A 22,460-nucleotide genomic window follows, 5' to 3' on the forward strand; every position below is an offset into this window, starting at 1 on the left:
ATAATGGCCGTTATGCTGTCAATCAGAGAGTCACTATACCTTGCAACTAATTGAATTAATGCTTATTACACTAACACGCCGTATTCGTCAGGGAATACTTCTGACGGCGGCTACATTACTGCTTACAGGCTGCGAACTGTTTGAATTCAGCCCCAACGATGTACGCGCCCCCGCCGCCGAGCGCGACCTGACAGCCAAAAACCTGGCGCGCCTGCAAGCAACGCCGAAGCCTACCGGCGGCGACACGTTGCGCTTTGTGTTTACTGGCGACTCCCAGCGTTTTCACGATGAAAGTGGGCCGCTGGTGGAAAGCGTGAATCGGCAGCGCGGTATCGCGGCGGTAGTAGTGGCCGGCGACATCTCCGATTTTGGGCTGCGCCGCGAGATGCAGTGGGTGAATGACCGTCTGCGCCATCTGAACGTGCCGTATCTCACCGTTATCGGCAACCACGACCAAGTAGCTAACGGCCGGCAAGCGTATCAGGAAATCTTCGGGCCCCTGAACTACACGTTCACCTACGACCGCACCCGCTTTATTCTCATCGACACGAATAGCCGCGAATATGGCTTCAATGGCAAGGTGCCCGACATCGGCTGGCTTGAGCAGCAACTCGCTGATACCGTGGGTGTACGCCGCCAGATCGTGCTTTGCCACGTGCCGCCCACCAACGAAGATTTTGACCCCACGCTTATCAAGCCTTACACCGAAGCGCTGGCAAAAGCCCCCCGCTTGCTTTTTCACCTCAATGGCCACGCCCACAGCTTCAGCATCGGTGAGCCATACGCCGATGGCGTGACATACATCAACTCGTATGCTTTCGAGAAGCGCCAATACGTGATTCTGACCGTATGGGGTGCTGATCAGTACAAGCTCGAGAAAGTTGCCTTTTAATTATGCGTGTTTTTCTACTTCTGGGGGCTTTTTTGGGCTGATTCTATCCGTGTTGCCAGCAGCAGCCCAAGCTCCAACTGACTCGGCAGCCACACGTTCGACGCGGGCTTGGTACGTGCCGCAGCACGCCGTGCTGCAAACGGCGGGCGGCATCGGGATGGTGAGCGGCGGCGTGGGCTATAGCTTGTTTCGGCAGCGGCTCGACGTGGATGCGCTGGCTGGCTACGTACCCCAGCGCTACGCGGGCAATAAAGCGCTGGGCATTTTCACCCTCAAAACCACGTACACGCCCTACACTATTACACTTCGTAGCGCGGCGTGGCGGGTGCATCCGCTGTCTTTTGGCGGCTTAGTGAACTATACTCCTTCCCGTACCCTTAACCGCTCCCGCGACGAGAAATACTACGACGGCTACTACTGGTGGTCCTCTACGGTGCGCTTCGGAGCCTTTATAGGTGGAAAACTCGCGCGCCCCCTAAAGCCTAGTCCTACGGGCCAACCGCGCGCAGTCTCGCTTTACTATGAGCTGGGCACCAATGACTTGTATGTAGTGAGTTTGGCCACCAACCTGTCGGGGCTGAAAGTGACAGATGTGCTGACGTTAGGTGTGGGGGGCAAATTCACGTTTTAGGGCGCAAAAATTCTACGTTACAGTTCATTACCAGCCACATAGGCGGCCCGTGCGTTAGCGAGCAAGCGCATAATGCTGGCACGCTGGCGCAGCAGCTTCTCTATCGCCGGGCGCTGCTGCCGAAACAGCCGTAGCACCCGCAAACGTTGGCGGCGGTCCTGCAGGTTGTTCCAATAATAAAGAGCATAAAACCCAGTAAGCGGCAAGCTCAGAGCGTAGAGCATGGTCAGGCGCCAGTCCTGCACAAAGTGCTGTACAAGGGCAATCTGGGCGGCATAGGCGAGGCTGAACGTAACCATGCCCGTCACCATCAGAATAGGTGCTACAAACTCCACTTCCTTGGTAGCACGCTGGGCTACCACCGACGGAATCCGGTAGGGCAGGTAGTTATTTATTACCCCGTACACATACACGGGGAAGCCCAGCGCCAGCTTCAACGCCGTTTTTGCCCCCCGCAGCCACCGCTCGCCTTTGTTGCCCGACTCCAGCGACTCATCGGTGAGGCGCAACGCGCGCAGCTCACGCAGGTACTCGCTTAGTTTCTCGCGCACTTCCTGCAAGCGAGCGGGGTCGTGCTTCTCGAAGTAAATAATGGCCTCCGACAAGTTGCGGCTGAGCTCGAAGTTGTCATACAGGGTTTCATCATCGTCGGGCGCGAGGTGTTCGCCAAAGGTGCGCTCCACTTGCTGCACCAGCTCATCTTCGGCCGCATCGCGAGTTATGACCAGGTTTTCCTCTAGCCTCCGCCGAATTTCCTCGGTCAGCTCGTCGGCAGCCGCGATGGGGTCACGGGCGTAGAGGGCCGCGTAATCCGTTACCTGGATGGGCTGGGCCACGTTGAGCAGCACATCCGAGCGAAACCGGCTGGGGTCGAAGTAATTGATGCCCACGGGCAAAATCTGCACTTCTCGTTTGAAGTCGTGGCGAGCGGCGGCGCCCAGCGCGATGCGGGCAGCCCCGGTTTTGAGGGGGCGCAGCCGCCGCTCGGTTACGCTGGTGCCTTCCGGAAAAATCATAATGGTGCCGCCCTGGTCGAGGTAGTCGTAGCTGCGGCCGAAAGTAGCTTCGTTGCGCCGGGCCAATTCTTCGGGGCTTACTTGGGCGGCGGGGTCAGTGCCATCCGCGTCCTGGCGCCGATAGATAGGAATGGAGTTGGTTTGCGCCATCAGCCATTTCATAAAAGCACCCTTAAAAAAGGTGCTCTTAGCCAGAAAAGCCACCGAATCGCGCCGATTGGCGGCTACTACCAGCGGGTCCATGAGCGTATTAGGGTGATTGGCGACGATTAGTAACGGTCCCGGCGTTTGCAGCAGCTTGCGGTGGCGCACTTCTATTCGACGGAAAAAAACGCGCAGCCCCAGTTGAATCAGGGGCTTGAGTATGGCGTACGACAGCATAAGTGGGAACAGTAAAACGTTAGCGAAAGTCAGGATTATTTCTCAACCCGGTATCTTCGGCAAGGCTTTGCCGCCGCATTCATTTTTCCTGCTCTATTCATGCGTTCTGTCTTCTCGTTTTTTCTTGCTTTCCTGCTGACCCTGACTGCCGCTTCGGCCCAGACTGACAAAGCCGAATCAGCTGCCTTAAAACAGGCCAACGACTTGGTCGCCCAGCGCAAATACAGCTCAGCCTTTGCTCTGCTCCAAAAGTTTGATCCCCAAAATAGCCGGCCCGCCGTGGTGATGCGCAAACAGGAAATTGCCCTGTCATATAATATCACCACCCGCGAGTATGAGATCTTTTCGATGAAGGATCTGGCCTTGGTTGAAACGCTGGAGCAAATGCGCGCTCAGCGTTCCTACGACTCGGCCTATCGATTTCCCATCGAAACGGCACTGCTCAACCTCAAGCGCCGTAACCCCACTAACTATAAGTTGGACAAAGCGTTAGGCGACTACTATTACAGCGCCCAGCAGTGCGACTGTGCCGAGAAGGCCAAGGGTGAGGACAAGCTTTTTGCCCTTATGGTGCGTCATTACGAAGTAGCGCACCTGCGCGGCTACGGCGACTATCTTTCCTATTATGCCCTAGGGTACGCCCACGAGCGGCTCGGCAACTTCGCCCAATCGGTAGGGCCTTTCCGCCGCTCCATTCAGCTAAAGAAAGACTTTCCCGACGCCCACTATCACCTGGCCTACTCCCTGCTTGAGCTGAAGCAGCTGGAAAAATCGCGCGATGAGGTGCGCTTAGCCATGAATCTATACACAGATGAGCAATTCAAGTCTGATGCGGCTTATATGCTGGCCGATATTGAGGAGCAGATAAAGCGCGTAGCGGAGGGCAAACCCGCCAAGCCTTCCCGCTCGAAGCCGCGCACCACACCTGTCACTGCGACAACTGCCGCCACCACTACGCCCGCCACCGAGCCCGAACCCATCAATCCTACGGAGCTGGCGACGGTAAAACCCAAGCTGCTGGCCGCCCTCAAAGGCAAGAACAAGCCCGAAATTGTGCGGCTTACGCAGCAGCTCTACCAGTTGGCGCCCAAGGATGAAAGCACCTACCGTGAGCTGCTCGACTTATATCTAAGCAATAATCAGGGTCCAGACCTTATTACCTTTTTTACGGAGCAAGCCGCTGTTCCCAACCAGGATCCGCTGGCCCAAGGGTACCAGCGACTCTACTTGGGCCATCTGTATCTGGAGCAGAAAAACAATCTTCAGGCGCATAATCAGTTTGTGCTGGCACGCCAGTTCTTGGTGCAGGCGCTGCCTGCAAACAACTCCGCCCTCGCCGTAATTGACCAGTTGATCGCATCAACTCCGCAGGATTGAGGTGGGGGGAAATTTTCATCACAAAGCGCGACCTCGTACTCCGGTCAGCAGCACGGGCTCAAATCACTTTACAGATAATTTTTGGGATCAGTCCAAGAAATATAGAGGAAACTGCATGTACTTATTCTGATTTTTAATTGGCTATAAATCAGAATACTATAGCTGTTAAAGCTGCATAACGCTGTGATTGGCACGGTTTTGCAATAATACATTGCAACGCTCAGCTATTCCGAAGTGCACATAGCGAATAGCAGCGTTTCCTCTTCTCCTCTACTATTTCCTGGATATGAAAAATCTGCGTCTTTGCGGTCGCCTGGCCGCGCTTGCTCTTCTCTTTTCTACTGCCATCGGAGCTCAGGCTCAGGTTCGGCAGCCCTATAACGCGCCTTTGGCACCCCGCCCAAAGCAGTATTCTACCACTACATCTATCTCTACTTCCCCCAGTCGGGGTGTGCAGTTTGGCCTGCGGGCGGGCGTCAACGTCGCCGACTGGTCGGGTGATGCGGTGCAAAGCGTGCTTGATGTAGCCGAATTGACCAATGGGGCCGTAACGCGCGAAATGCGGCCTGGCTTTCATGCGGGCTTGTATGCTACGCTGCCTTTGGGAGCGCGCTTTGCCATTGAGCCCGGCCTGATATACTCCGAAAAAGGCACCCAACTCGCGGGGCGCGTTCCTTTAGAGCGGTTCGACTTCTTAAATGCCCGCGTAACGGCTACCTCGCGCATGGCTTATATCGATGTGCCTGTATTGGCCAAGGCGTACCTCACGCGCGGCCTCTACATCTACGCTGGCCCGCAAGCGTCGTACTTGGTCAGCAACAAAGTGCGGGTGGAAGCCGGGGCGCTAGGTTTCTCCGCCTTTAAGCAGGACTATGACGTGCGCAACCAATTCCGGGAGCTAGACTTTGGCGTAGTTGGTGGCCTAGGTTACCAGTTCGACAGCGGCCTGGGCCTAAGCGCCGGCTACGATTACGGCCTCACTTCCCTGGATAAAAACGACCGCTTCGACGCTCAGAACCGCGTGATTAAAGCTTCAGTAAACTTTTCTTTCTAGTTCTGCGCCCTATTCTTTCAACAACCAATAAAAAGCCCCCGGATATTCTGGGGGCTTTTTTGGTGCTTTAAAAAGTGCCTGTAACAGAAAACCCTAAACCTAGCTGTTGAGTAAGGGCGCTGGCTGGCGCTTGAAAATATCCTGCAAGGCTTGCCGGGCGGCGTGGTGCCCACACATTCCGTGCACGCCGCCACCGGGGGGCGTGGAGGAAGAACAGATATAGAGACCCTTCGCCGAGGTGCGATAGGGCGAAGCACGCAACGCCGGGCGAGTAAACAACTGCGTCACATCCAGAATGCCGCCGTTGATGTCGCCACCGACATAGTTATTGTTGTAAGATTCTATCTGCGCAGTATTCATGGTGTGCCGGGCCAGAATCCGGTCGCGGAAGCCGGGAGCAAACCGTTCTACTTGGCTTTCAATGGCGTTTGTTCTGTCTACCTGCGAACCGTTGGGCACGTGGCAATACGCCCAAGCTGTGTGCTTGCCAGCGGGCGCGCGGGTGGGGTCAAACAGACTTTGCTGGGCCAAAAGCACAAAAGGTCGTTCGGGGTGCTTGCCTTCGCTGGTCTGCTGCTCCGAATCGGCGATTTCCTCCAGTGAATTCCCCAAATGAACGGTGCCAGCTTGGCGACATTCCGGCGCCGTGAACGGAATAGGCTCATCCAAGGCCCAATCAATCTTGAACACGCCCATGCCGTAGCGGTAGCGCTCTAACTGCCAGCGATAAAGCGACGAAAAGGTATGCCCCGCAATCTGAAGTAACTGTCGGGGCGTGACATCGAACAGGACGGCGTGGCTGGAGGGCAGTTGAGTAAGTGAGCTAACATGCACATTTGTCTCAATTTTGCCCCCCAGTGATGTAAAATACGACCCCAACGCCTGCGCAATGGCCTGCGAGCCGCCCTGCGGTAGTGGCCACCCGCGCACATGCCCCATAGCCATCAGAACTAATCCGATGGCCGAGGTGGTGACGTTGGAAAGCGGCTGAATGGCGTGGGCAGCCATACCAGCCCACAACCCCCGCGCTTCGGGCGTTTGAAAACGCTTGGCCAGCACCGTAGCCGAAGTAATCGCATCGAGGCCAAAACGAGCCATTGCCAACGGATGCTTCGGGATGCGCAGCGGCCCCAGAATAGCGGGCGCCAGCACCGGCCAGTCGCGGACAATAGGTTGGATAAGTTGCCGGTATGTCTTTTCATCTGCCCCCAGCCGCCGGGCCGTTTCCGATAGTGAGCTATCTAGAGTTGCGGCTCGGCCTGTATCAAAAGGGTGAGCGGCGGCTACTGATGGATTAATAAAGTGTAAGCCATGCTCTGCCAACGGCAAGGTTTTGAGGTAAGGCGACTCGGCCGCTAAGGGATGAATGGCCGAGCAAACGTCGTGCACGAAGCCGGGCAGCGTAAGTTCAGCCGACCGCAACCCACCGCCAATAGCTTCTTTGGCTTCCAGTATCAAAACGGATAGGCCAGCTTGCTGGAGCGTAATGGCGGCGGCTAACCCATTCGGCCCTGAACCGACGACTACCGCATCAAAATCACGCTTATCCACTAGAAATGAATTTTATAAAGTAAGTATCGATTAAACAAGGCCGCGCCTGAAAGGTAACTAACCATTGATAATCCCGAAGGCGGTCATGTAGAACGCAGGGAAGCATCTCGCGTGCTGATGTGAGATTAGTAATCCCAAAGACTGCACGCGAGATGCTTCCCTGCGTTCTGCATGACCGCCTTTAGAAAAGGGGCTTACGTTAAACTTTGTGATTGGCTAGCTTACTTCTTAGAGTGTTGTCAATACGTGACTAGCTATATCCCCTTTCGGAAAAAAGCCCCCATTCCTTATTTAACGTCGTCGTGTGGGTTCATTACCCGGTTTTGGCGGTTGATAGATTCTAGGTGAATGGCGTCGAAATACTTGAGGATGAAATCTTTAGTCAGTCCTAGCTTGGCGCCTTTCTGTACACCGCGGTCCAGGATTTCATTCCAGCGGTTGGGCTGCAGAATGGTGATGTCGTTCTCCTTTTTGTAGGTACCGATCTTCTCGGCTACGGCCATGCGGCTGCTAATGAGCTGCATAATTTCGTCGTCGATGTGGTTGATCTGGTCGCGCAGCTTAGCCAGCACGGTCAAGAATTCCTGTTTGTCGGTGGTTTCGTGGCGCCAGATGAGGCTATCGAGCAGGGCAACCAAATTGGTGGGCGTTACCTGCTGGGCGGCGTCGCTCCAGGCTTGGTCCGGGTCGCGGTGCGACTCCAGCATGAGGCCGTCGAAGTCAAGGTCAATGGCTTTTTGGGCTACGTCGGCGAGTAGGTCGCGGCGGCCACAGATGTGGCTGGGGTCGCAGATGAGCGGCAGCTCGGGCATGCGGCGCTTCATCTCAATGGGTAATTGCCAGAGCGGCGCGTTGCGGTATTCGGTATTGCCGTAGCTGGAAAAGCCACGGTGAATGAGGCCAATTTGCTTGACCCCCGCTTTAGCTAAACGCTCCACGGCGCCGGCCCACAGCTCTACATCGGGATTGATGGGGTTTTTGATGAACACCGGCACGTCAGTACCGCGCAGCGCGTCGGCCACGGCCTGCACTGAAAAAGGGTTCACTGTCGTACGCGCGCCGATCCAGAGAACATCCATCTCGAAGGCCAGGCTGTCTTCCACGTGTTTGGGCGTAGCTACTTCCACCATCACCGGCAGGCCGGTTTGCTCACGGGCCTTTTGCAGCCAGGGCAAGCCTTTCGTGCCGATGCCCTCAAAGCCGCCGGGCTTGGTGCGCGGCTTCCAGATGCCGGCGCGCAGCATATCCACGCGGCCGGTTTGGGCTAGTTGGTTGCAGGTATCGAGGAGCTGTTCCTCGGTTTCGGCGCTGCAAGGGCCGGAGATGAGCAGGGGCTTTTTGCTGGTAAGCTCAGCGGCCGACATGGTAGTTGTTTGGGCTTGGTCCATTATTTCAAGATTTTACGAATGAGGTTAGCTTGCTCAATGAGCTGATGAAAAGCGGGATAATCCTCTTGTTCCAGCACCTCTTTCATGTGCTGGAGTTGGCGCAAATGCTCACTGAGCACATCGAGCACGTTGAGGCGGTTTTGGCGGAAAATAGGCACCCACATATCCGGCGAGCTTTTAGCCAGCCGTACCGTCGACTCGAAGCCGCCGCTGGCTAGGTTAAAGATTTGCTGCTCCTCCTTTTCCTTGTTTAAGACAGTGAGTGCCAGGGCAAAAGAGGTGATGTGAGAGATATGGGAGATGTAGGCCGTGTGCAGATCGTGGGCAGCCCCGCCCATGTACACCAGCCGCATCCCAATTCGCTCAAAAATGCCCCCACCCGACTTACGGCGGCCGGGTCGCTGTGCTCCGCGTCGCAGATTACGACGGCCTTGTCTTGAAACAAGCCCTGGACCGCCGCCTCGGGCCCCGAATACTCGGTACCGGCCATGGGGTGCACCGCCACAAAACGGGCCCGACGCGGGTGCTGCGCAACGGCTGTCAGCAGCTTTTGCTTGGTCGATCCTACATCGATAACTATCTGGTGGTCAGCAATTGAATCCAAAACCTGTGGCAGCAACGTGAGCATGGCATCCATGGGCACAGCCAGCACAATGAGGTCGGCACGGCTGATGCCAGACGCCAGGTCGACTACCTCATCGACCAGATTCAAGCTCAGAGCTTTCGTTTGGTTCTCGAAGCTTTGATCTACGCCAATGATATGCATAGCCAAGCCAGCATCTTTGAGGCTCAATGCTAAGGAGCCCCCAATTAAACCAATACCTATTATGGTGACTATCATCTTTTTATCGAGAAACAGGTGTGGCTTTTCGTGCTGTAACAATGCGTTCTAAGGCAGCCGTCAGCACGCTTTCCGGCTGGCACAAGCTCACCCGAATGAAGTCGTTGCCGTTGCTGCCAAAAATGCCCCCCGGCGTGATAAATACCTTCGCCTGGTGCAGCAGCTCGTCGCTGAGCGCGTAGCCATCCGCGTAGCCAGCCGGAATTGCCCCCCAGACGAACAACCCCGTCTGCTGCCGATCAAATTGGCAGCCGATGGTGGTGAGCAGGTTAAACACTTGTTCGCGGCGGGCCCGGTAGGTGGCGTTAAGCTGCTCAAACCAATCTGCGCCCAGCCCCAGCGCGACAATAGCGCCGCGCTGCACCGGCAGAAACATGCCCGAGTCGAGGTTGCTTTTGAAGCGCAGCACCTGTTGCAGCCACTCGGCCCGGCCCACCAGCATACCCACGCGCCAGCCGGCCATATTGTGCGATTTGCTCAGCGAATTCAACTCTAGCGCCACTTCGCGCGCGCCCGGCACAGCCAGCAAACTCTGCGGGTTGTCGTTGAGAATGAAGCTATACGGGTTGTCATGCACCAGCAGAATATTATGCTGCTGCGCGAAGGAAACGAGGCGGGCCAGAAACTCCATATCGGCGGGGGCACCGGTGGGCATGTGCGGGTAGTTGAGCCACATGAGCTTCACCCGACTCAGGTCGCGCTGGGCCAGGGCGTCGAGGTCGGGCTGCCAGTTGGTGGCAGCCGTCAGATCGTAGTCGACGGGCTTGGCGCCGCTGAGCTGGGCGGCGGCGCGGTACGCGGGGTAGCCCGGATTGGGAATCAGAACCTCGTCGCCGGCTTGCAAAAACGTCATGCTGATGTGCATAATACCCTCTTTTGAGCCCAGCAAGGGCAGGATTTCATTAGCTGGGTTTAGCTCCACCCGATACGCCCGCTGGTACCACTCAGCCATAGCCTGCCGCAGAGCCGGGCTACCCTGGTAGCCTTGGTAGGCGTGGGTATTCGGCTGCTCGGCCGTGGTGCTCAAGGTCTCAATTACGCTGGGGTGCGGCGGCAAATCGGGGCTGCCAATACCTAGGTTGATGACGGCGGCACCCGCCTGATTCATGGCCTCAATTTCGCGCAGCTTCTGGGAGAAATAGTACTCGCCCGTATGCTGAAGGCGGTCGGCGGTGGAGATGTTCATAGTAGTAGTTACAGATTCTAACTAGCGTGTGTTGAGGCTGTTAATTGAGTGTCTCCCCTTTGATAAAGCCCTAGCACGCGTAAATCTTCGGTGAGCGGCTCTAGGTCTTGGAGTACTTCGTGGAATTGATCGGCGTGGTCGAACTCCAGATCGGCGTGGAAGAAGTATTGCCAGGCGCGGCCGGGCTGGGGAAACGATTGAAGCTTAGACAGATTCAGGTCGTGGTCGGCAATTTTATTGAGCACCCGCGCCAGCGAGCCTTTGGTGTGGGACGTGTGAAAGTACACCGATGCTTTGTTGGCCGTAGCAGGCTGGGGGGCATTTTCGGCGGTGTTGATGATAAGAAAGCGCGTATAATTCTCCGGCACCGACTGGATATCCGCCGCTCCTACTTCTAAGTCAAACAGCTCAGCGGCCGCCTGACCAGCTACGGCGGCGATGCCCGTCAGATGGCCTTCGCGAATACGCTGGGCGCTAAGGGCCGTATCCTCGGTCTCAACCAGCTTCCATTCAGGGTGTTGATTGAGAAAATCGGCGCACTGAAGCAGGGCCATCGGGTGCGAATGCACCTCCCGCAAGTCAGCCAGGGTTTGGCCGGGCAGCAGCAGCAGATGCTGCCGAATGGGCAAATACACCTCGCCCGTCACTCGTAGCGCCGACTGTTGGAGCAGGTTGTAGTTGGGTAGAATGCTGCCGGCAATAGAGTTTTCAATGGCCATTACGCCTCCCGTGGCGGTACCGCGAGCCACCTGCCGCACCACCTCTGTAAAGGTCGCGCAGGGCGTCACGGCAGTTTCGGGCCCGAAGTACTGATGAGCGGCAAGCTGATGAAAGCTCCCGGCGAAACCCTGAATGGCAATGGTAGGCGTCATGGAATGAGATATGAAATTATGGTATAAAAAAGGCCCCCTGGGGTGCAGGGGGCCTTTTTCGTTGCTTCTTTTGAGGTTAAGCAGAATAAAAGACTCCCTGTTTCTTCCGGTAGAAGAAATAATAGAAGCCGTAATAAAAAGAAGCGGAGAACTGCATGATCGAAGAATACTCAGGGAATAAAAAAAGCGCCTTTTCGGAGGTCCGAAGGCGCTTGGTTTGTCTAGGGTAATGGGGCAAGCGGCCTCGGTTCTACGCGGTAGCGTAGAAAAAATACGAGGTAAAATAATACTGGGTAGAGGCCGTACGCATGAGGTAAAGTAGCCGTTTAGCTGCCCAAATCTGAACAAAGCCAAGCAGGAAAACAAGTTTAGCCTAAATTTTTCTGGTTTTGTTGGTTGGGCATGAGGCGTTTATGGGCAGTGATTTATGTATGATCCCTTTCTATTCCGTTGCCTGCGGATACTTTTTCGCCAACTTTTTGCTTTGTTGCTGCATTCGCTTTTCGCGGCGGGCAGCTTGCTTGGGGGCTTCAATCGCTTCAAGTGCCCGAATATCAGCGCACTGCGCGGCGGTGGGCAGCCACCAGGGCAGTTGTACCGCAGTTCGGGCTTGCACTGGTTCAGAAGCAGCGGTGAGCGTATCGGCCGGAGCTTGGATTGCGGCCGGAGTTGGTGAAGTCGTTTGGGCAGCGGCTGGCAAGGCAATGAGTAAGCTGGCAACGAAGAACAGAAAGTGGTGGCGCATCAGGCAAGTAGTTGGGTAGAACAGTTATTCTGATGCCCATTGAGCTGTAATTCCACACGGCGCAGTGGAAATAAGTTGATGCGTTGACGCACCGGCCGCTTAAACGCGGAATTTTGCCCCCCAGGCCGTAGCTTCCCGATTCATTTGCTGGTCGTTTCGCCTGTATGTTTTTTAACCGCCGTCGTCCTGAGTTGCCCGCCGCGCTATCCGATGCGGAGTTGCTGGTGCGCTACCGGCAGCACGGCGACGTGGCCGATGTAGGCACGTTGTATGAGCGACATATGGTGACCGTGCTAGCCATTTGCCGGCGCTACCTGCGCGACGAGGACGACGCGAAAGACGCGGTGATGCAGCTGTTTGAAAAGCTGGTGGAAAGCTTGCGGCGGCACGAGGTCGAACATTTTCCGGCCTGGCTGCATACCACGGCCCGCAACCATTGCCTCATGATTTTGCGAGCCCGGCAGCGCGCCGGCCCCGACGGTGGCGCGCTCGTGCTGCACTTTCCCGATGCAGCCGGTATGGAATCGGCGGTGGCCGCGCATCTACCTGCTGATGACCCCGACGAAGCCGCTTTGACCGAAGAACGCCTGCAAGCCCTGGAACTCGCCTTGGCCGAACTACCGCCCGGTCAGCGACGATGTCTGGAACTGTTTTACCTCGAAAAGCAGTGTTATCGTACCATTTCCACTATCACCGGGTTTGAGTTGGGCTTAGTAAAAAGTCATCTGCAAAACGGCAAGCGCAACCTCAAACGTTACTTAGAGTCTACTTCTCCCGATGCGGCCCACTGATCAGTTACCTTCTCCACTCCCGTCTGCCGAACCCGGTGGGCACCTGCCCGTGGCCTTGCTACGGCAGTACGTGGCCGGTACGCTCGCGCCCGCCGATCAGCACCGCGTGGAGGCGCATACTCTTGATTGTGAGCGTTGTGCAGAAGTATTAGAAGGGTTGGAAATGACCGACGCTACTACTACCGACCATAGCTTGGCCGACCTGCAAAGCCGTCTGAGCACCCGCGTAGCACAGGATACCGGCCGCAAAACAGCCGCAGATTGGCCCTGGCTGCAAATGGCCGGCGCATTATTGTTGCTCATCGCTAGCCTTGTCGGCTGGCGTCTCAATCAAGCAAAGACCGAAGCGCAGTCGGAGCCGGTAGCGGCGATGATGCGCCGGGAGGAGGCAGCATCGTCGCAACAGGAAGCAGCGCCGCTAGTCGCATCCAAGCCTGAGTTGGAGGCAATGAAATCAACGCCAATGCCAGCAGAAATAGCAGCGGCTGATGTGGCTCAATCCGATGCGGCTCGGCCGACGCCGCCGCGCGCTCCGGCTTCCGCTCGGACAAAAGCAATTGCGCGGACAAGCCCGACTCGCATTGCTAAACCCGTCAATGCTGGCATAGCAGCGGTCAGGACTCAAGATGCTGCTATGGATGCTATGAAGGATAAAGCAGTCCCCGACAGCGCTTCTACGCCAAACCTAGTCGCAGTGAGTGAAGCCCCGGCAGTAGCTACGGCTCCTCTCCCACCTGACCGGGCCCGCACAGCGCTTGCGCGCTCGGCCGCGGGCACTGCCATCGACTCAGGTAAACAAGTGGCCAAAATGCCCCCAGCAGTGATGCGCGGTCTTTGGCCAGCAGCGGCGCGGCAGCCGCCGGTATGAGTTTGGTTCGAGGCCGTATTACTGATCAAACTTCCGGTGCGGGGCTGCCCGGCGTAACGGTGCTGGTGAAAGGCACCCAACAGGGCGTAAGCACGCAGGCCGACGGTTCTTTCGCGCTGCCCGTAGCCGATACTCAATCGACTTTGGTAATTGCCTCCATCGGCTACGAGCGCAAGGAATATAAGCTGACCAATCCAAGCGCGCCGCTCGCGCTGGCCCTCGCCCCAGACACCCGGAGCCTCAGCGAAGTAGTAGTGACGCGCAAAGGCAAAATGCCTACTCCGCCCGCTGTTGGCCCTGCCCCGGCCGGCGGGCTGCCTGCTTTCCACGAGTATTTGAAAAAAGAGCTGGAATATCCCGACAAGGCGCTGCGTGATCGTACCCAGGGAACGGTGAAGCTACGATTTACGGTAACCGCCACTGGTACTATCGAGGACTTGAAAGTAGTAAGCGGCCTCAGCAAAGAGTGCGACGAAGAAGCTATGCGGCTGGTGCGCGAAGGACCAGCCTGGTTTCCGGGCATTATCGGGGGCGGCGCACGGCCCAGCAAGTGCGCATCTCCGTGCCGTTTCGTATTCAGTAGCTTAGGTAATTTCAGTCATCAAAAAAGCCCCCCAGAGTAGCTCTAGGGGGCTTTTTTTGATGACTGAAAAACATCTAGCCGCTGTAGCCGCCGCCGCTTTCGGCGGTGGTAGCGCTGCCGCCGGGCTCTACTTGGCGGGGCAGGTCGGGCTGGGTTTTCATTTCTACTTGACTATAATCGGGAGTGCCACCACCCGTTCCGGGAGTTTCGGCTTGCTCGGTTTCGGCGCTACCTACGGCGCCCGCATTCCACTTGTGCATCACCTCGAAGGTAATTTTGGCCGTGATGCGGTACTCCACAATCCGGTTGTCCTGCACTTTGCAGCTTTGATCTTTAATATAGATGGAGCGGATGCCCTTAAGTGTGGTGCTGGCTTCGGTGAGGGCACGCTGGAGAGCGTCTTCAAAGCTTTTGTCGGAGCTGGCCAGTACTTCAATTACTTTTTTGATGCTACTCATAGCTTGGGGCGTTTGGAGGTGGAAAAGAGCGCTTACGGTCATCGGGCAACCGGGTAGCGTTATACGCGGCCACAGCTAAAAAGGGTGGCATTGGCAAAGTTTGTGACTTAGTGTTTCTTTGCTCATTCCTATATAGTGCTCCTCCCTCATTCTCGTGCGAATGTCCATTTTTACCCCTGCCGGGCGGCTACTGGTAGTTGCCACATTATGCCTGTTATCCAATTATTTAGCTGCTGAGAATGCACCGCGCAGAAACAGCATTTCGTTTATTGAGAATAAAAGCCAGTGGCCGGCGGCGGTTCGCTTTAAGGCTTCTGTTCCGGGCGGCGATGTGTACGTAGGTGCTACCGGCTTGGTATATGACTGGCACAGCGCTGCCGATGTAAGTAAGGCACACGCCGATTACGAAGCGGCTAGTACGCTCACTCATCCGCACCCAGCACTCCCAACTACCACCATCCGCGGCCACGCTGTGTTTGTCGATTTTGTGGGTGCTCAAGCGGTAAAAACTCCAGCAGGCGACCAACTGCAGGCCGCCCACCACAACTACTTTCTGGGCAATGACCCGGCCCACTGGGCCAGCAACGTGCGCTCGTTCAGTGCCGTTGAGTACCCGGCGCTTTATCCGGGGGTGGGCCTGCGGCTCTATGGCACCGAAGCAGGCAACCTGAAGTACGACTTCACCATTGCGGCCGGAGCTAGTCCGGCCGCCATCGCGCTGCTTTACCGGGGGGCTTTAGGACTCGATCTGCGCCCCGATGGAACCTTGCTCGTGCGTACTTCCGTGACCGATGTAGAAGAGCAAAAACCTTACGCCTACCAGACCGATGCGCATGGCGTGCGGCAGACCGTAGTTTGCCGCTACCAACTGACTGGCAGCACTGTCCGGTATGAGTTTCCGGCCGGCTACGACCGCAGCCGGCCCCTCATTATTGACCCCACGGTAGTGGCTTGCACATTTTCGGGCAGCCGAGGAAGTGTGTGGGGCGAAACAGCGGGCTACGATAAAGAAGGCAATATTTTTACCGGTGGGTTGGCTCAGACATCAGGCTACCCCATTACGCCCGGAGCGTACCAAAATGTATTTGCAGGATCACAGGATATTGCCATCAGCAAGCTAAACCCGACCGGCTCCACCTTACTCTATGCGACCTATCTGGGGGGCAATAATTACGATGAAATTCGCAGCCTGACCACTACTCCGACTGGTGAATTGTATTTACTCGCCCATACTACTTCCAGTAACTTTCCCACTACCGCAGCTTTCGACCGCACCCTCAACGGAGGGAATGACTTAGTGATAAGCAAGTTGAATGCTACCGGCTCGGCCTTGCTGGCCTCTACTTACTACGGGGGCAGCGGCTTTGAAACGGGTGCCGACCTAGCGTTAGGCGCTTCAGGCGCACTGTATATAGTTGGTAATACTTCTTCCATTAATCTACCCCTCAGCCCCACCGCCTACGACCAAACACTAGGTGGCAACCAGGATGTCTTTGTGGCCTGCTTTGATGCTAACCTGACTTCTCTTACCTGGAGTACGCTTCTGGGGGGCAATTCTACTGAAACCGTAACGACGTTTGGCATCACCTCCACAGACGAGGTTGTGGTGGGAGGCAGTACGCTTAGCATTGATTTTCCAACGACTGCCGGTGCCCTCACCACTACATACCGCGCTCCGGGTGAGGCCTTTATTAGCCGGCTACAAGCCGACGGTAGAAGGCTCGCCGCTTCTACCTTTTATGGCTCGCCTAATGGGAGCGACAACATCACCAACCTTCAGCTGGACAAGGCTAACAACGTTTATATTTTTGGTAATACATCGGGTACGCTCGCGGCTACGCCCGGCGCGGTATCGGCCAGCAATAGCTCTACTTTTATCACGAAGCTGGCGCCCAGTTTGGCTGATGTGCGCTTTACGGCCCGGCCAGCTATGGGCCCTATCCTGTCAACGGCCTTCGGGCTGGACGCCTGCAATAACATTTATGCGGCAGGTTTCACCCCTACGCCCGGCTTGCCACTCATAAATGCGCTGCCTAATAATACCATTGCCGGCTATTACTCTATGACCCTCAGTAGCGACGCGTCCAAGCTGCTATTCGGATCTTATTTTGGCAATACGACAGCCCACGCACACAGTCAGGTTCACCGCTTTGATTCGCAGGGACGGCTTTATCAGGTGCTTTGCGCATTTACTTATCCGACCATCGCCGGAGCATATTCGCCTACCAATAGAGCAGGTGGACTTGATGTGCTAGCCTTTAAAATTGACCAGAATGCTGGCAGCACTAGCTCGCCGTTGCAGGCTGCAATTGCGCCCGTCGATTCGGCCTGTGCGCCTTACGCCGTGCGCTTTGCTAACGCTAGTATAGGTGAGGGCAAGTTGCGCTATCGTTGGAATTTTGGAGATGGCACCCCCGCCGATACCGCCCGGCAGCCTTCGCATACGTTCACCGCACCGGGTCTCTATCGTGTGCAGCTATCAGTGATGTCACCTAATACGTCCTGTGGCAATACCACACGCGACTCGACCATCGTGCTGGTGCGCGTGAAGGCGCTGCCTACCGTAGCGCTGCCCAAGAACCTGATACTATGTGCAGGTAATTCACTTACAATCAACGCGAATAGTCCGGGCAACACGTACCGCTGGAGTACCGGTGCCACCACCCCTACAATCAGCGTTACGCAACCTGGTAAGTACTCCGTAATTGTAAACAACGGCCGCTGTAGTAGCCGAGATAGTACCATCGTGAGGCTGGTAACTGAGCCGACCCTGACATCTGACACGACGGGCTGCATAGCTGGCGGCATACGACTGCGCACCAGCGCCGAGCCAGGTAGCACGTACCTATGGTCGACTCAGGAGACGACGCCTAGTATTATGGCACCTACCTCGGGGCGCTATACCGTGCGCATTACGCAAAGCGGCTGCGCAACCGAAAAATCAGTGACTGTGACGCTGCTGCGGCCAGTTTTGCCCCCCAACATTATTACGCCCAATGGCGACGGCAAAAATGACGTGTTCAAGCCATCGGAGGCCGTAGCTGTTGAGCCGGGTACCCGCCTACGCCTCTATAACCGGTGGGGTAAGGAAGTGTACGCGTCTGATAACTATGCGAATGACTGGATGGCGGCTGGGCAACCTGCCGGGATATATTACTACACCCTCGAAAATGAGCGGTTTTGTACCCCGCGCGTAAAAGGGTGGCTGGAAGTCGTAAAGTAAGCAGGCCAAGTCGGGCAGTTGCCGGGAGGTTCCTTACTTTTACCGGCACCAAAACGGATTTATCACACCAGTTTCTGCTTCATGAATTTTCGCACCGAGAAAGACACCATGGGCCCCGTACAGGTGCCCGCCGACGCCTACTACGGCGCCCAAACCCAGCGCTCCATTGATAACTTCCGCATTGCTCAGGATATCAATCGGATGCCGAAGGAAATCATCCGCGCTTTTGCTTATCTGAAGAAGGCCGCTGCGTTTACCAACCGCGACGCCGGCGTATTATCGGCCGAAAAAGCTGAACTGATTGGCCGCGTGTGCGATGAGATTCTGGAAGGCAAACTGGATGCGGAGTTTCCGCTGGTGGTGTGGCAAACCGGCTCGGGCACGCAGTCGAATATGAACGTGAACGAGGTGGTAGCTTACCGCGGCCACGTACTGCAGGGCGGTCAGCTCAGCGACGAGAAGAAAGCGCTGGCCCCCAACGACGACGTAAATAAGTCGCAAAGCTCGAACGACACCTTCCCCACGGCCATGCACATTGCGGCCTACAAAATATTGGTGGAAGTGACGATGCCCGGCATTGAGAAGCTGCGCGATACGCTCAAGCGCAAGTCGGAGGAGTATATGCACGTGGTAAAGATTGGCCGCACCCACCTCATGGACGCCACGCCGCTCACCGTCGGCCAAGAGTTTTCGGGCTATGTATCGCAGCTCGACCACGGCTTGCGGGCTATCAAAAACACGCTGGCGCACTTATCGGAGTTGGCCTTGGGCGGTACGGCCGTGGGTACGGGCATCAATACGCCCCCCAACTACTCCGAAAACGTAGCCAAGCACATTGCCGACTTAACGGGTCTGCCCTTTGTTACAGCCGAAAACAAATTTGAAGCCCTGGCTGCCCACGACGCGATTGTGGAAGCGCACGGTGCATTGAAAACGGTAGCGGCCTCGCTGATGAAGATTGCCAACGACATTCGTCTGCTGGCTTCTGGCCCGCGTGCTGGCATTGGCGAGCTGTATATTCCTGATAATGAGCCTGGTTCCAGCATCATGCCCGGCAAAGTAAACCCCACCCAGAGCGAAGCCATGACCATGGTAGCCGCACAGGTGATGGGCAACGACGTGGCCATCAACATCGGCGGCATGAACGGCCACTTCGAGTTGAATGTGTTCAAGCCTTTGATGATCTATAACTTCCTGCACTCGGCTCGCCTTATCGGGGATGTGTGCGTGTCGTTTAATGACAAGTGCGCGGAAGGCATCAAGCCAATTGAGGAGAATATCAAGAAGCACGTAAACAGCTCCTTGATGCTGGTAACGGCCTTGAACCCACATATTGGCTACTATAAAGCCGCTGAGATTGCTCAAACCGCGCACCGCGAAGGCAGCACTCTCAAAGAAACCGCCCTCAAGCTTGGATACCTGACTGAAGAGCAGTTTAATGAGTGGCTGAAGCCGGAAGATATGGTGGGCGAGATAAAGAAGTAGCCCCAGGTACCGACTTATTAGTTAGTTATAAAAACCGGCGACCAGCTATAGTGCTGGTCGCCCGTTTTCGTATTGCCTTATCGTTGATTAAGTTACCGATTTCCTTTTTTCCAGCATCTTTAGGGCTGACTTTCACGCACCTGCCCTCTCTATGGATTTCGCTCAGGACATTATTCTTGAAAATAACCGGGCTCAGCTGCGCCCCCTGACTGCCCAGGATTTTGAGGGACTGCAATCTGTTGCGTTCGATCCTGATTTGTGGCAGTTTACCCTCACCCGCGGCGACGACCGAATTAGTCTGGCCGCTTACATTGCGGCGGCAGTACAGGGCCGCGAGCAGCAGCAGCGCTATCCATTCCTGATAGTAGACAAGCTAACGAACCAGGTAGCCGGCAGTACCAGCTACTACAACATCAATCTGGAGGATGGGCGATTGTCCATTGGCTACACATGGGTGGGCACGGAATTTCAACGTAGCGGCCTGAACCGAGCGGCCAAGCATCTGCTGTTTCGGCATGCCTTCGATGTGCTAGCGTGCGAGCGAGTGGAGTTGGAAACCGATGCCCATAATTTAAAGTCGCAGGCTGCGATGCGGCGCATGGGAGCCACGGAGGAAGGCACGTTGCGCAGCCACCGCTACACGCAGGGCGGGCGGCGGCGCGACACGGTAATTTTCAGCGTGTTGAAGCCTGAATGGCATCACTTGCGCACCACAACTTTTAAAGACTTCGACAACCATGGCTGATTTGCCCCCCAGGCAGCATAGCCTACTTCGACGCCGCGCCGCAAGCTTCGGGCATGCCTTTCGCGGGGTGGTGTCGGCGCTGGGCTCGGAGGTGCACCTGCGCTTTCACGCCCTGGCTACGGTGGTCGTGATAGGGTTGGGATTTTACTTTAGCATCAGCCGGACGGAGTGGGCGCTAGTGGCGCTGGCCGTTGGCACCGTCTGGACGGCGGAACTGGCAAATACCGCCATTGAGGCGCTCACTGATTTGGTGTCGCCGGAGTATCATCCGTTGGCTGGGAAGGCCAAGGATGTAGCCGCGGGGGCCGTTTTATTGGCTGCGCTGGCCGCTGTGGTAGTCGGATTACTCATATTTGCCCCCCGGGTATGGGGGTTGGTTGAGTAGAGCGAAATAGGCCTCAAAAACAATTACTAAAGCGCGGCGTAAGGACTACTGTTCCGATTATGGGTCCGCCTCAGTGAGGTTTTCGCCCTGCAAGTAGCTTGTTGCTGCTTGTTCACTGCTTCCTTCCAGTAGTTATGCGCTCTACTCTACTTCTTGTTTCCCTGTCGATGACAGCCTTGCTATCAGTGGGTTGTCAAACCGGCGTGAACGTGACTACCCCCACCGATGCCCCCGTAACGGGCAGCGTATCAGGCACCGATACTCCCGCCCCGACCAGCGCCAATACGGTGATGCCCACACCCGTTCGCTCCTCTATTGCCGACACTACCGGGCGCCCCGTCTGGCTCCGAGAGCGTATTCAAAAAATACTGGCGGAAGAACCTGCCAACCCACCTGTGCAGGTATTCCGCTACCTCTACAACGACCAAGTGGTATACTATGAAACGGCGCCTTGCTGCGACTTTTTTACTACGCTTTACGCCGCCGATGGCAAAATCATCTGTCAGCCCGACGGCGGTATCACGGGCAAAGGCGACGGGCGATGCGCTGATTTTACGAAAAGACGCACGCGGGAAACGCTAGTTTGGCAAGATCCCCGATAGGCTGAGCCCTTCGATTTAGATAAATTTGTCCGTCGTTATAAGGCTGTCACTTACCTCTCGATAGCCAATTGCTACGGTTGATTTCTAATCCGTTTTCATCATTCAACTCCCATGATCAACACCATCGAAAAACTAGCCGCTTATAACATCTGGGCCAATGATACCTTGCTAGCGCATATGGATAAAGCGGTTGCGGGCGGCGCCGAAATCCCGGCTGTGGCCCTGCGCTTATTCAGCCACGTACTCAATGCTCAGGCTATCTGGATTGCTCGCCTCACCGATACGCAAAGCCCAGTAAAAGTGTGGCAGGAGCACACGCTGGAAGGCTTGCACCAGCTTCATGCCCAAACCTCCGGGCGTCTGCTTCAGATGGCTCAGGCAGCCGACGAAACTGAACTGCACCGCATAATTACCTATACCAACTCGGTGGGTGACGCCTATGTTAGTCAGGTATCAGATGTGCTGACCCACGTACACGTGCACGCCAACTATCACCGCGGCCAGGTAGCTACTCGCCTACGCGACAATGGGTTAGAGCCCATCAACACCGACTTTATCACCTACTGCCGCGAGATGTCAGCTAAGGAAACCGTGAGCCTGTAGCTACTGAGCTTGCAGCGCTTACGTAAAAACCCTTCTGGCTTGCATACCAGAAGGGTTTTTGTTTGTTATCCAGCCATTCTCCTTAACGCCCCATTCTATGTCTGCTCCCCTTTCTTCTGTTTTGACTCCCGAGCGCTTAGCCTCAGCCTATACTTACGCCTCTTATCGTCAGCTTATTGATGAACTGATGGCTCAAAACCTCACCACCGGCACTAATCAAACGGAGCAGATTTTACAATATGCTCGCTTGAATGTGCAGCGGATGCGCCGGGTAGATAAAACAATTGTACTGCTGCCCGAGCTACATGAGGCTCTGGCCAATCTGCAAAATAAGTACGTGTGGCTCACGCTCACGGAAGGTTGGTGCGGCGACGCGGCCCAGATTGTGCCCGTAATAGAAGCCATTGTGCAAGCCAGCAACGGCAAGTTGGAATCTCGCTACCTGCTGCGCGATGAGAACCTGGATCTGATGGATCGTTATCTCACCGATGGCGGGCGCTCGATTCCTAAACTCATTGTATTACAGGCAGATACACTTACGGAAGCCGCTACATGGGGTCCACGTCCGGCGCCTGCCCAGGCCATGTTTCGCGATTTAAAAAGCCAGAATCTGCCTTTTGAAGAATTTGCTACCCAGCTTCACGGCTGGTACGCCCGTGATAAAACCCAATCAACTCAGCGGGAGCTGCTGGAGTTGGTTCGGGCACTGGAGCCTGCGCTTAGTGTGAAGTAAGCGTAGTGTCATTCCGTAACCACTTGATTTGAAAGCAAAAAAAGCCCCCA

Annotated in this window: 23 protein-coding genes; 14 read left to right on the forward strand and 9 right to left on the reverse strand. The window is 55.9% G+C overall.

The window, feature by feature from the left end; genetic code table 11:
• Positions 1–58 precede the first annotated feature (58 nt).
• Both EPD59_RS21235 and EPD59_RS21240 read left to right on the forward strand, forming a co-directional pair.
• The gene (locus tag EPD59_RS21235; protein WP_133274520.1) at positions 59–892 is read left to right on the forward strand and encodes a metallophosphoesterase family protein; all 834 of its coding nucleotides are present in this window, start codon (positions 59–61) and stop codon (positions 890–892) included.
• Entirely contained in the window at positions 882–1,523 is a 642-nt protein-coding gene (locus EPD59_RS21240) for a hypothetical protein (protein WP_133274521.1), read from the forward strand. The genes EPD59_RS21235 and EPD59_RS21240 overlap by 11 nt, the downstream gene beginning before the upstream one ends.
• 17 nt (positions 1,524–1,540) lie before the next feature.
• On the opposite strand, the gene EPD59_RS21245 is transcribed toward EPD59_RS21240, so the two are convergent.
• On the reverse strand, positions 1,541–2,920 hold the full coding sequence (locus EPD59_RS21245; RefSeq protein ID WP_133274522.1) for a lysophospholipid acyltransferase family protein: 1,380 nt from the start codon (positions 2,918–2,920) through the stop codon (positions 1,541–1,543).
• Positions 2,921–3,019: 99 nt separating this feature from the next.
• Here EPD59_RS21245 and EPD59_RS21250 point away from each other — a divergent pair, with 99 nt between their 5' ends.
• Both EPD59_RS21250 and EPD59_RS21255 read left to right on the forward strand, forming a co-directional pair.
• Positions 3,020–4,297: a hypothetical protein gene (locus EPD59_RS21250; protein WP_133274523.1), complete on the forward strand. Its 1,278-nt coding sequence runs from the start codon at positions 3,020–3,022 to the stop codon at positions 4,295–4,297.
• A gap of 286 nt (positions 4,298–4,583) precedes the next feature.
• The gene (locus EPD59_RS21255) at positions 4,584–5,351 is read left to right on the forward strand and encodes a porin family protein (protein ID WP_133274524.1); all 768 of its coding nucleotides are present in this window, start codon (positions 4,584–4,586) and stop codon (positions 5,349–5,351) included.
• A 99-nt stretch (positions 5,352–5,450) separates the two neighbouring features.
• Here EPD59_RS21255 and EPD59_RS21260 read toward each other — a convergent pair whose 3' ends face one another.
• From EPD59_RS21260 to EPD59_RS21285, 7 genes are all read right to left on the reverse strand, one after another.
• Entirely contained in the window at positions 5,451–6,902 is a 1,452-nt protein-coding gene (locus EPD59_RS21260; RefSeq protein ID WP_133274525.1) for a phytoene desaturase family protein, read from the reverse strand.
• Between the two features lie 287 nt (positions 6,903–7,189).
• Positions 7,190–8,290: a chorismate mutase gene (locus EPD59_RS21265; RefSeq protein WP_205703460.1), complete on the reverse strand. Its 1,101-nt coding sequence runs from the start codon at positions 8,288–8,290 to the stop codon at positions 7,190–7,192.
• On the reverse strand, positions 8,290–8,643 hold the full coding sequence (locus EPD59_RS23015; protein ID WP_317128428.1) for a prephenate dehydrogenase dimerization domain-containing protein: 354 nt from the start codon (positions 8,641–8,643) through the stop codon (positions 8,290–8,292). Before EPD59_RS23015 ends, EPD59_RS21265 begins: the two co-directional genes overlap by 1 nt.
• Entirely contained in the window at positions 8,541–9,131 is a 591-nt protein-coding gene (locus EPD59_RS21270; protein WP_240731553.1) for a prephenate dehydrogenase/arogenate dehydrogenase family protein, read from the reverse strand. The genes EPD59_RS23015 and EPD59_RS21270 overlap by 103 nt, the downstream gene beginning before the upstream one ends.
• 4 nt (positions 9,132–9,135) lie before the next feature.
• Complete coding sequence (locus EPD59_RS21275) at positions 9,136–10,317, reverse strand: pyridoxal phosphate-dependent aminotransferase (RefSeq protein WP_133274526.1); 1,182 nt, start codon at positions 10,315–10,317, stop codon at positions 9,136–9,138.
• Positions 10,318–10,334: 17 nt separating this feature from the next.
• Positions 10,335–11,189: a prephenate dehydratase gene (locus EPD59_RS21280; RefSeq protein WP_133274527.1), complete on the reverse strand. Its 855-nt coding sequence runs from the start codon at positions 11,187–11,189 to the stop codon at positions 10,335–10,337.
• Between the two features lie 442 nt (positions 11,190–11,631).
• A complete protein-coding gene (locus EPD59_RS21285; protein WP_133274528.1) occupies positions 11,632–11,934 on the reverse strand; it encodes a hypothetical protein in 303 nt (100 codons plus the stop codon).
• 164 nt (positions 11,935–12,098) lie between these two features.
• Here EPD59_RS21285 and EPD59_RS21290 point away from each other — a divergent pair, with 164 nt between their 5' ends.
• Genes EPD59_RS21290 through EPD59_RS21300 form a run of 3 tightly spaced genes read left to right on the forward strand, consistent with a single transcriptional unit; the run spans position 12,099 to position 14,216 of the window.
• Positions 12,099–12,725 carry an RNA polymerase sigma factor gene (locus EPD59_RS21290; protein WP_133274529.1) on the forward strand — a complete coding sequence of 209 codons (627 nt, stop codon included), beginning with the start codon at positions 12,099–12,101 and terminating at the stop codon, positions 12,723–12,725.
• Positions 12,712–13,593, forward strand: coding sequence for a zf-HC2 domain-containing protein (locus tag EPD59_RS21295; RefSeq protein ID WP_133274530.1), 882 nt, complete (start codon positions 12,712–12,714; stop codon positions 13,591–13,593). Before EPD59_RS21290 ends, EPD59_RS21295 begins: the two co-directional genes overlap by 14 nt.
• Positions 13,590–14,216 (forward strand): TonB family protein, encoded by a 627-nt coding sequence (locus tag EPD59_RS21300; RefSeq protein WP_133274531.1) that lies wholly within the window; start codon positions 13,590–13,592, stop codon positions 14,214–14,216. The genes EPD59_RS21295 and EPD59_RS21300 overlap by 4 nt, the downstream gene beginning before the upstream one ends.
• Before the next feature lie 34 nt (positions 14,217–14,250).
• On the opposite strand, the gene EPD59_RS21305 is transcribed toward EPD59_RS21300, so the two are convergent.
• On the reverse strand, positions 14,251–14,634 hold the full coding sequence (locus EPD59_RS21305; RefSeq protein ID WP_133274784.1) for a dodecin family protein: 384 nt from the start codon (positions 14,632–14,634) through the stop codon (positions 14,251–14,253).
• 160 nt (positions 14,635–14,794) lie between these two features.
• Between EPD59_RS21305 and EPD59_RS21310 the strand changes: the two genes are divergently transcribed.
• The 7 genes from EPD59_RS21310 (at position 14,795) to EPD59_RS21340 (ending at position 22,410) form a co-directional block, all read left to right on the forward strand.
• The gene (locus tag EPD59_RS21310; protein WP_133274532.1) at positions 14,795–17,857 is read left to right on the forward strand and encodes a DUF7948 domain-containing protein; all 3,063 of its coding nucleotides are present in this window, start codon (positions 14,795–14,797) and stop codon (positions 17,855–17,857) included.
• A gap of 81 nt (positions 17,858–17,938) precedes the next feature.
• Entirely contained in the window at positions 17,939–19,342 is a 1,404-nt protein-coding gene (gene fumC / locus EPD59_RS21315; RefSeq protein ID WP_133274533.1) for a class II fumarate hydratase, read from the forward strand.
• A 151-nt stretch (positions 19,343–19,493) separates the two neighbouring features.
• Positions 19,494–20,087: a GNAT family N-acetyltransferase gene (locus tag EPD59_RS21320; protein WP_133274534.1), complete on the forward strand. Its 594-nt coding sequence runs from the start codon at positions 19,494–19,496 to the stop codon at positions 20,085–20,087.
• The gene (locus EPD59_RS21325; protein WP_133274535.1) at positions 20,080–20,472 is read left to right on the forward strand and encodes a diacylglycerol kinase family protein; all 393 of its coding nucleotides are present in this window, start codon (positions 20,080–20,082) and stop codon (positions 20,470–20,472) included. Before EPD59_RS21320 ends, EPD59_RS21325 begins: the two co-directional genes overlap by 8 nt.
• A gap of 134 nt (positions 20,473–20,606) precedes the next feature.
• Positions 20,607–21,074, forward strand: a complete 468-nt coding sequence (locus EPD59_RS21330; RefSeq protein WP_133274536.1) for a DUF6970 domain-containing protein — start codon at positions 20,607–20,609, stop codon at positions 21,072–21,074.
• 111 nt (positions 21,075–21,185) lie between these two features.
• Positions 21,186–21,677: a DinB family protein gene (locus EPD59_RS21335; RefSeq protein WP_133274537.1), complete on the forward strand. Its 492-nt coding sequence runs from the start codon at positions 21,186–21,188 to the stop codon at positions 21,675–21,677.
• A 97-nt stretch (positions 21,678–21,774) separates the two neighbouring features.
• Positions 21,775–22,410, forward strand: coding sequence for a thioredoxin family protein (locus EPD59_RS21340; protein ID WP_133274538.1), 636 nt, complete (start codon positions 21,775–21,777; stop codon positions 22,408–22,410).
• The last annotated feature ends 50 nt before the right edge of the window (positions 22,411–22,460 follow it).

Origin of the sequence: Hymenobacter radiodurans, from assembly GCF_004355185.1 — a bacterium.
Lineage (GTDB): Bacteria > Bacteroidota > Bacteroidia > Cytophagales > Hymenobacteraceae > Hymenobacter > Hymenobacter radiodurans.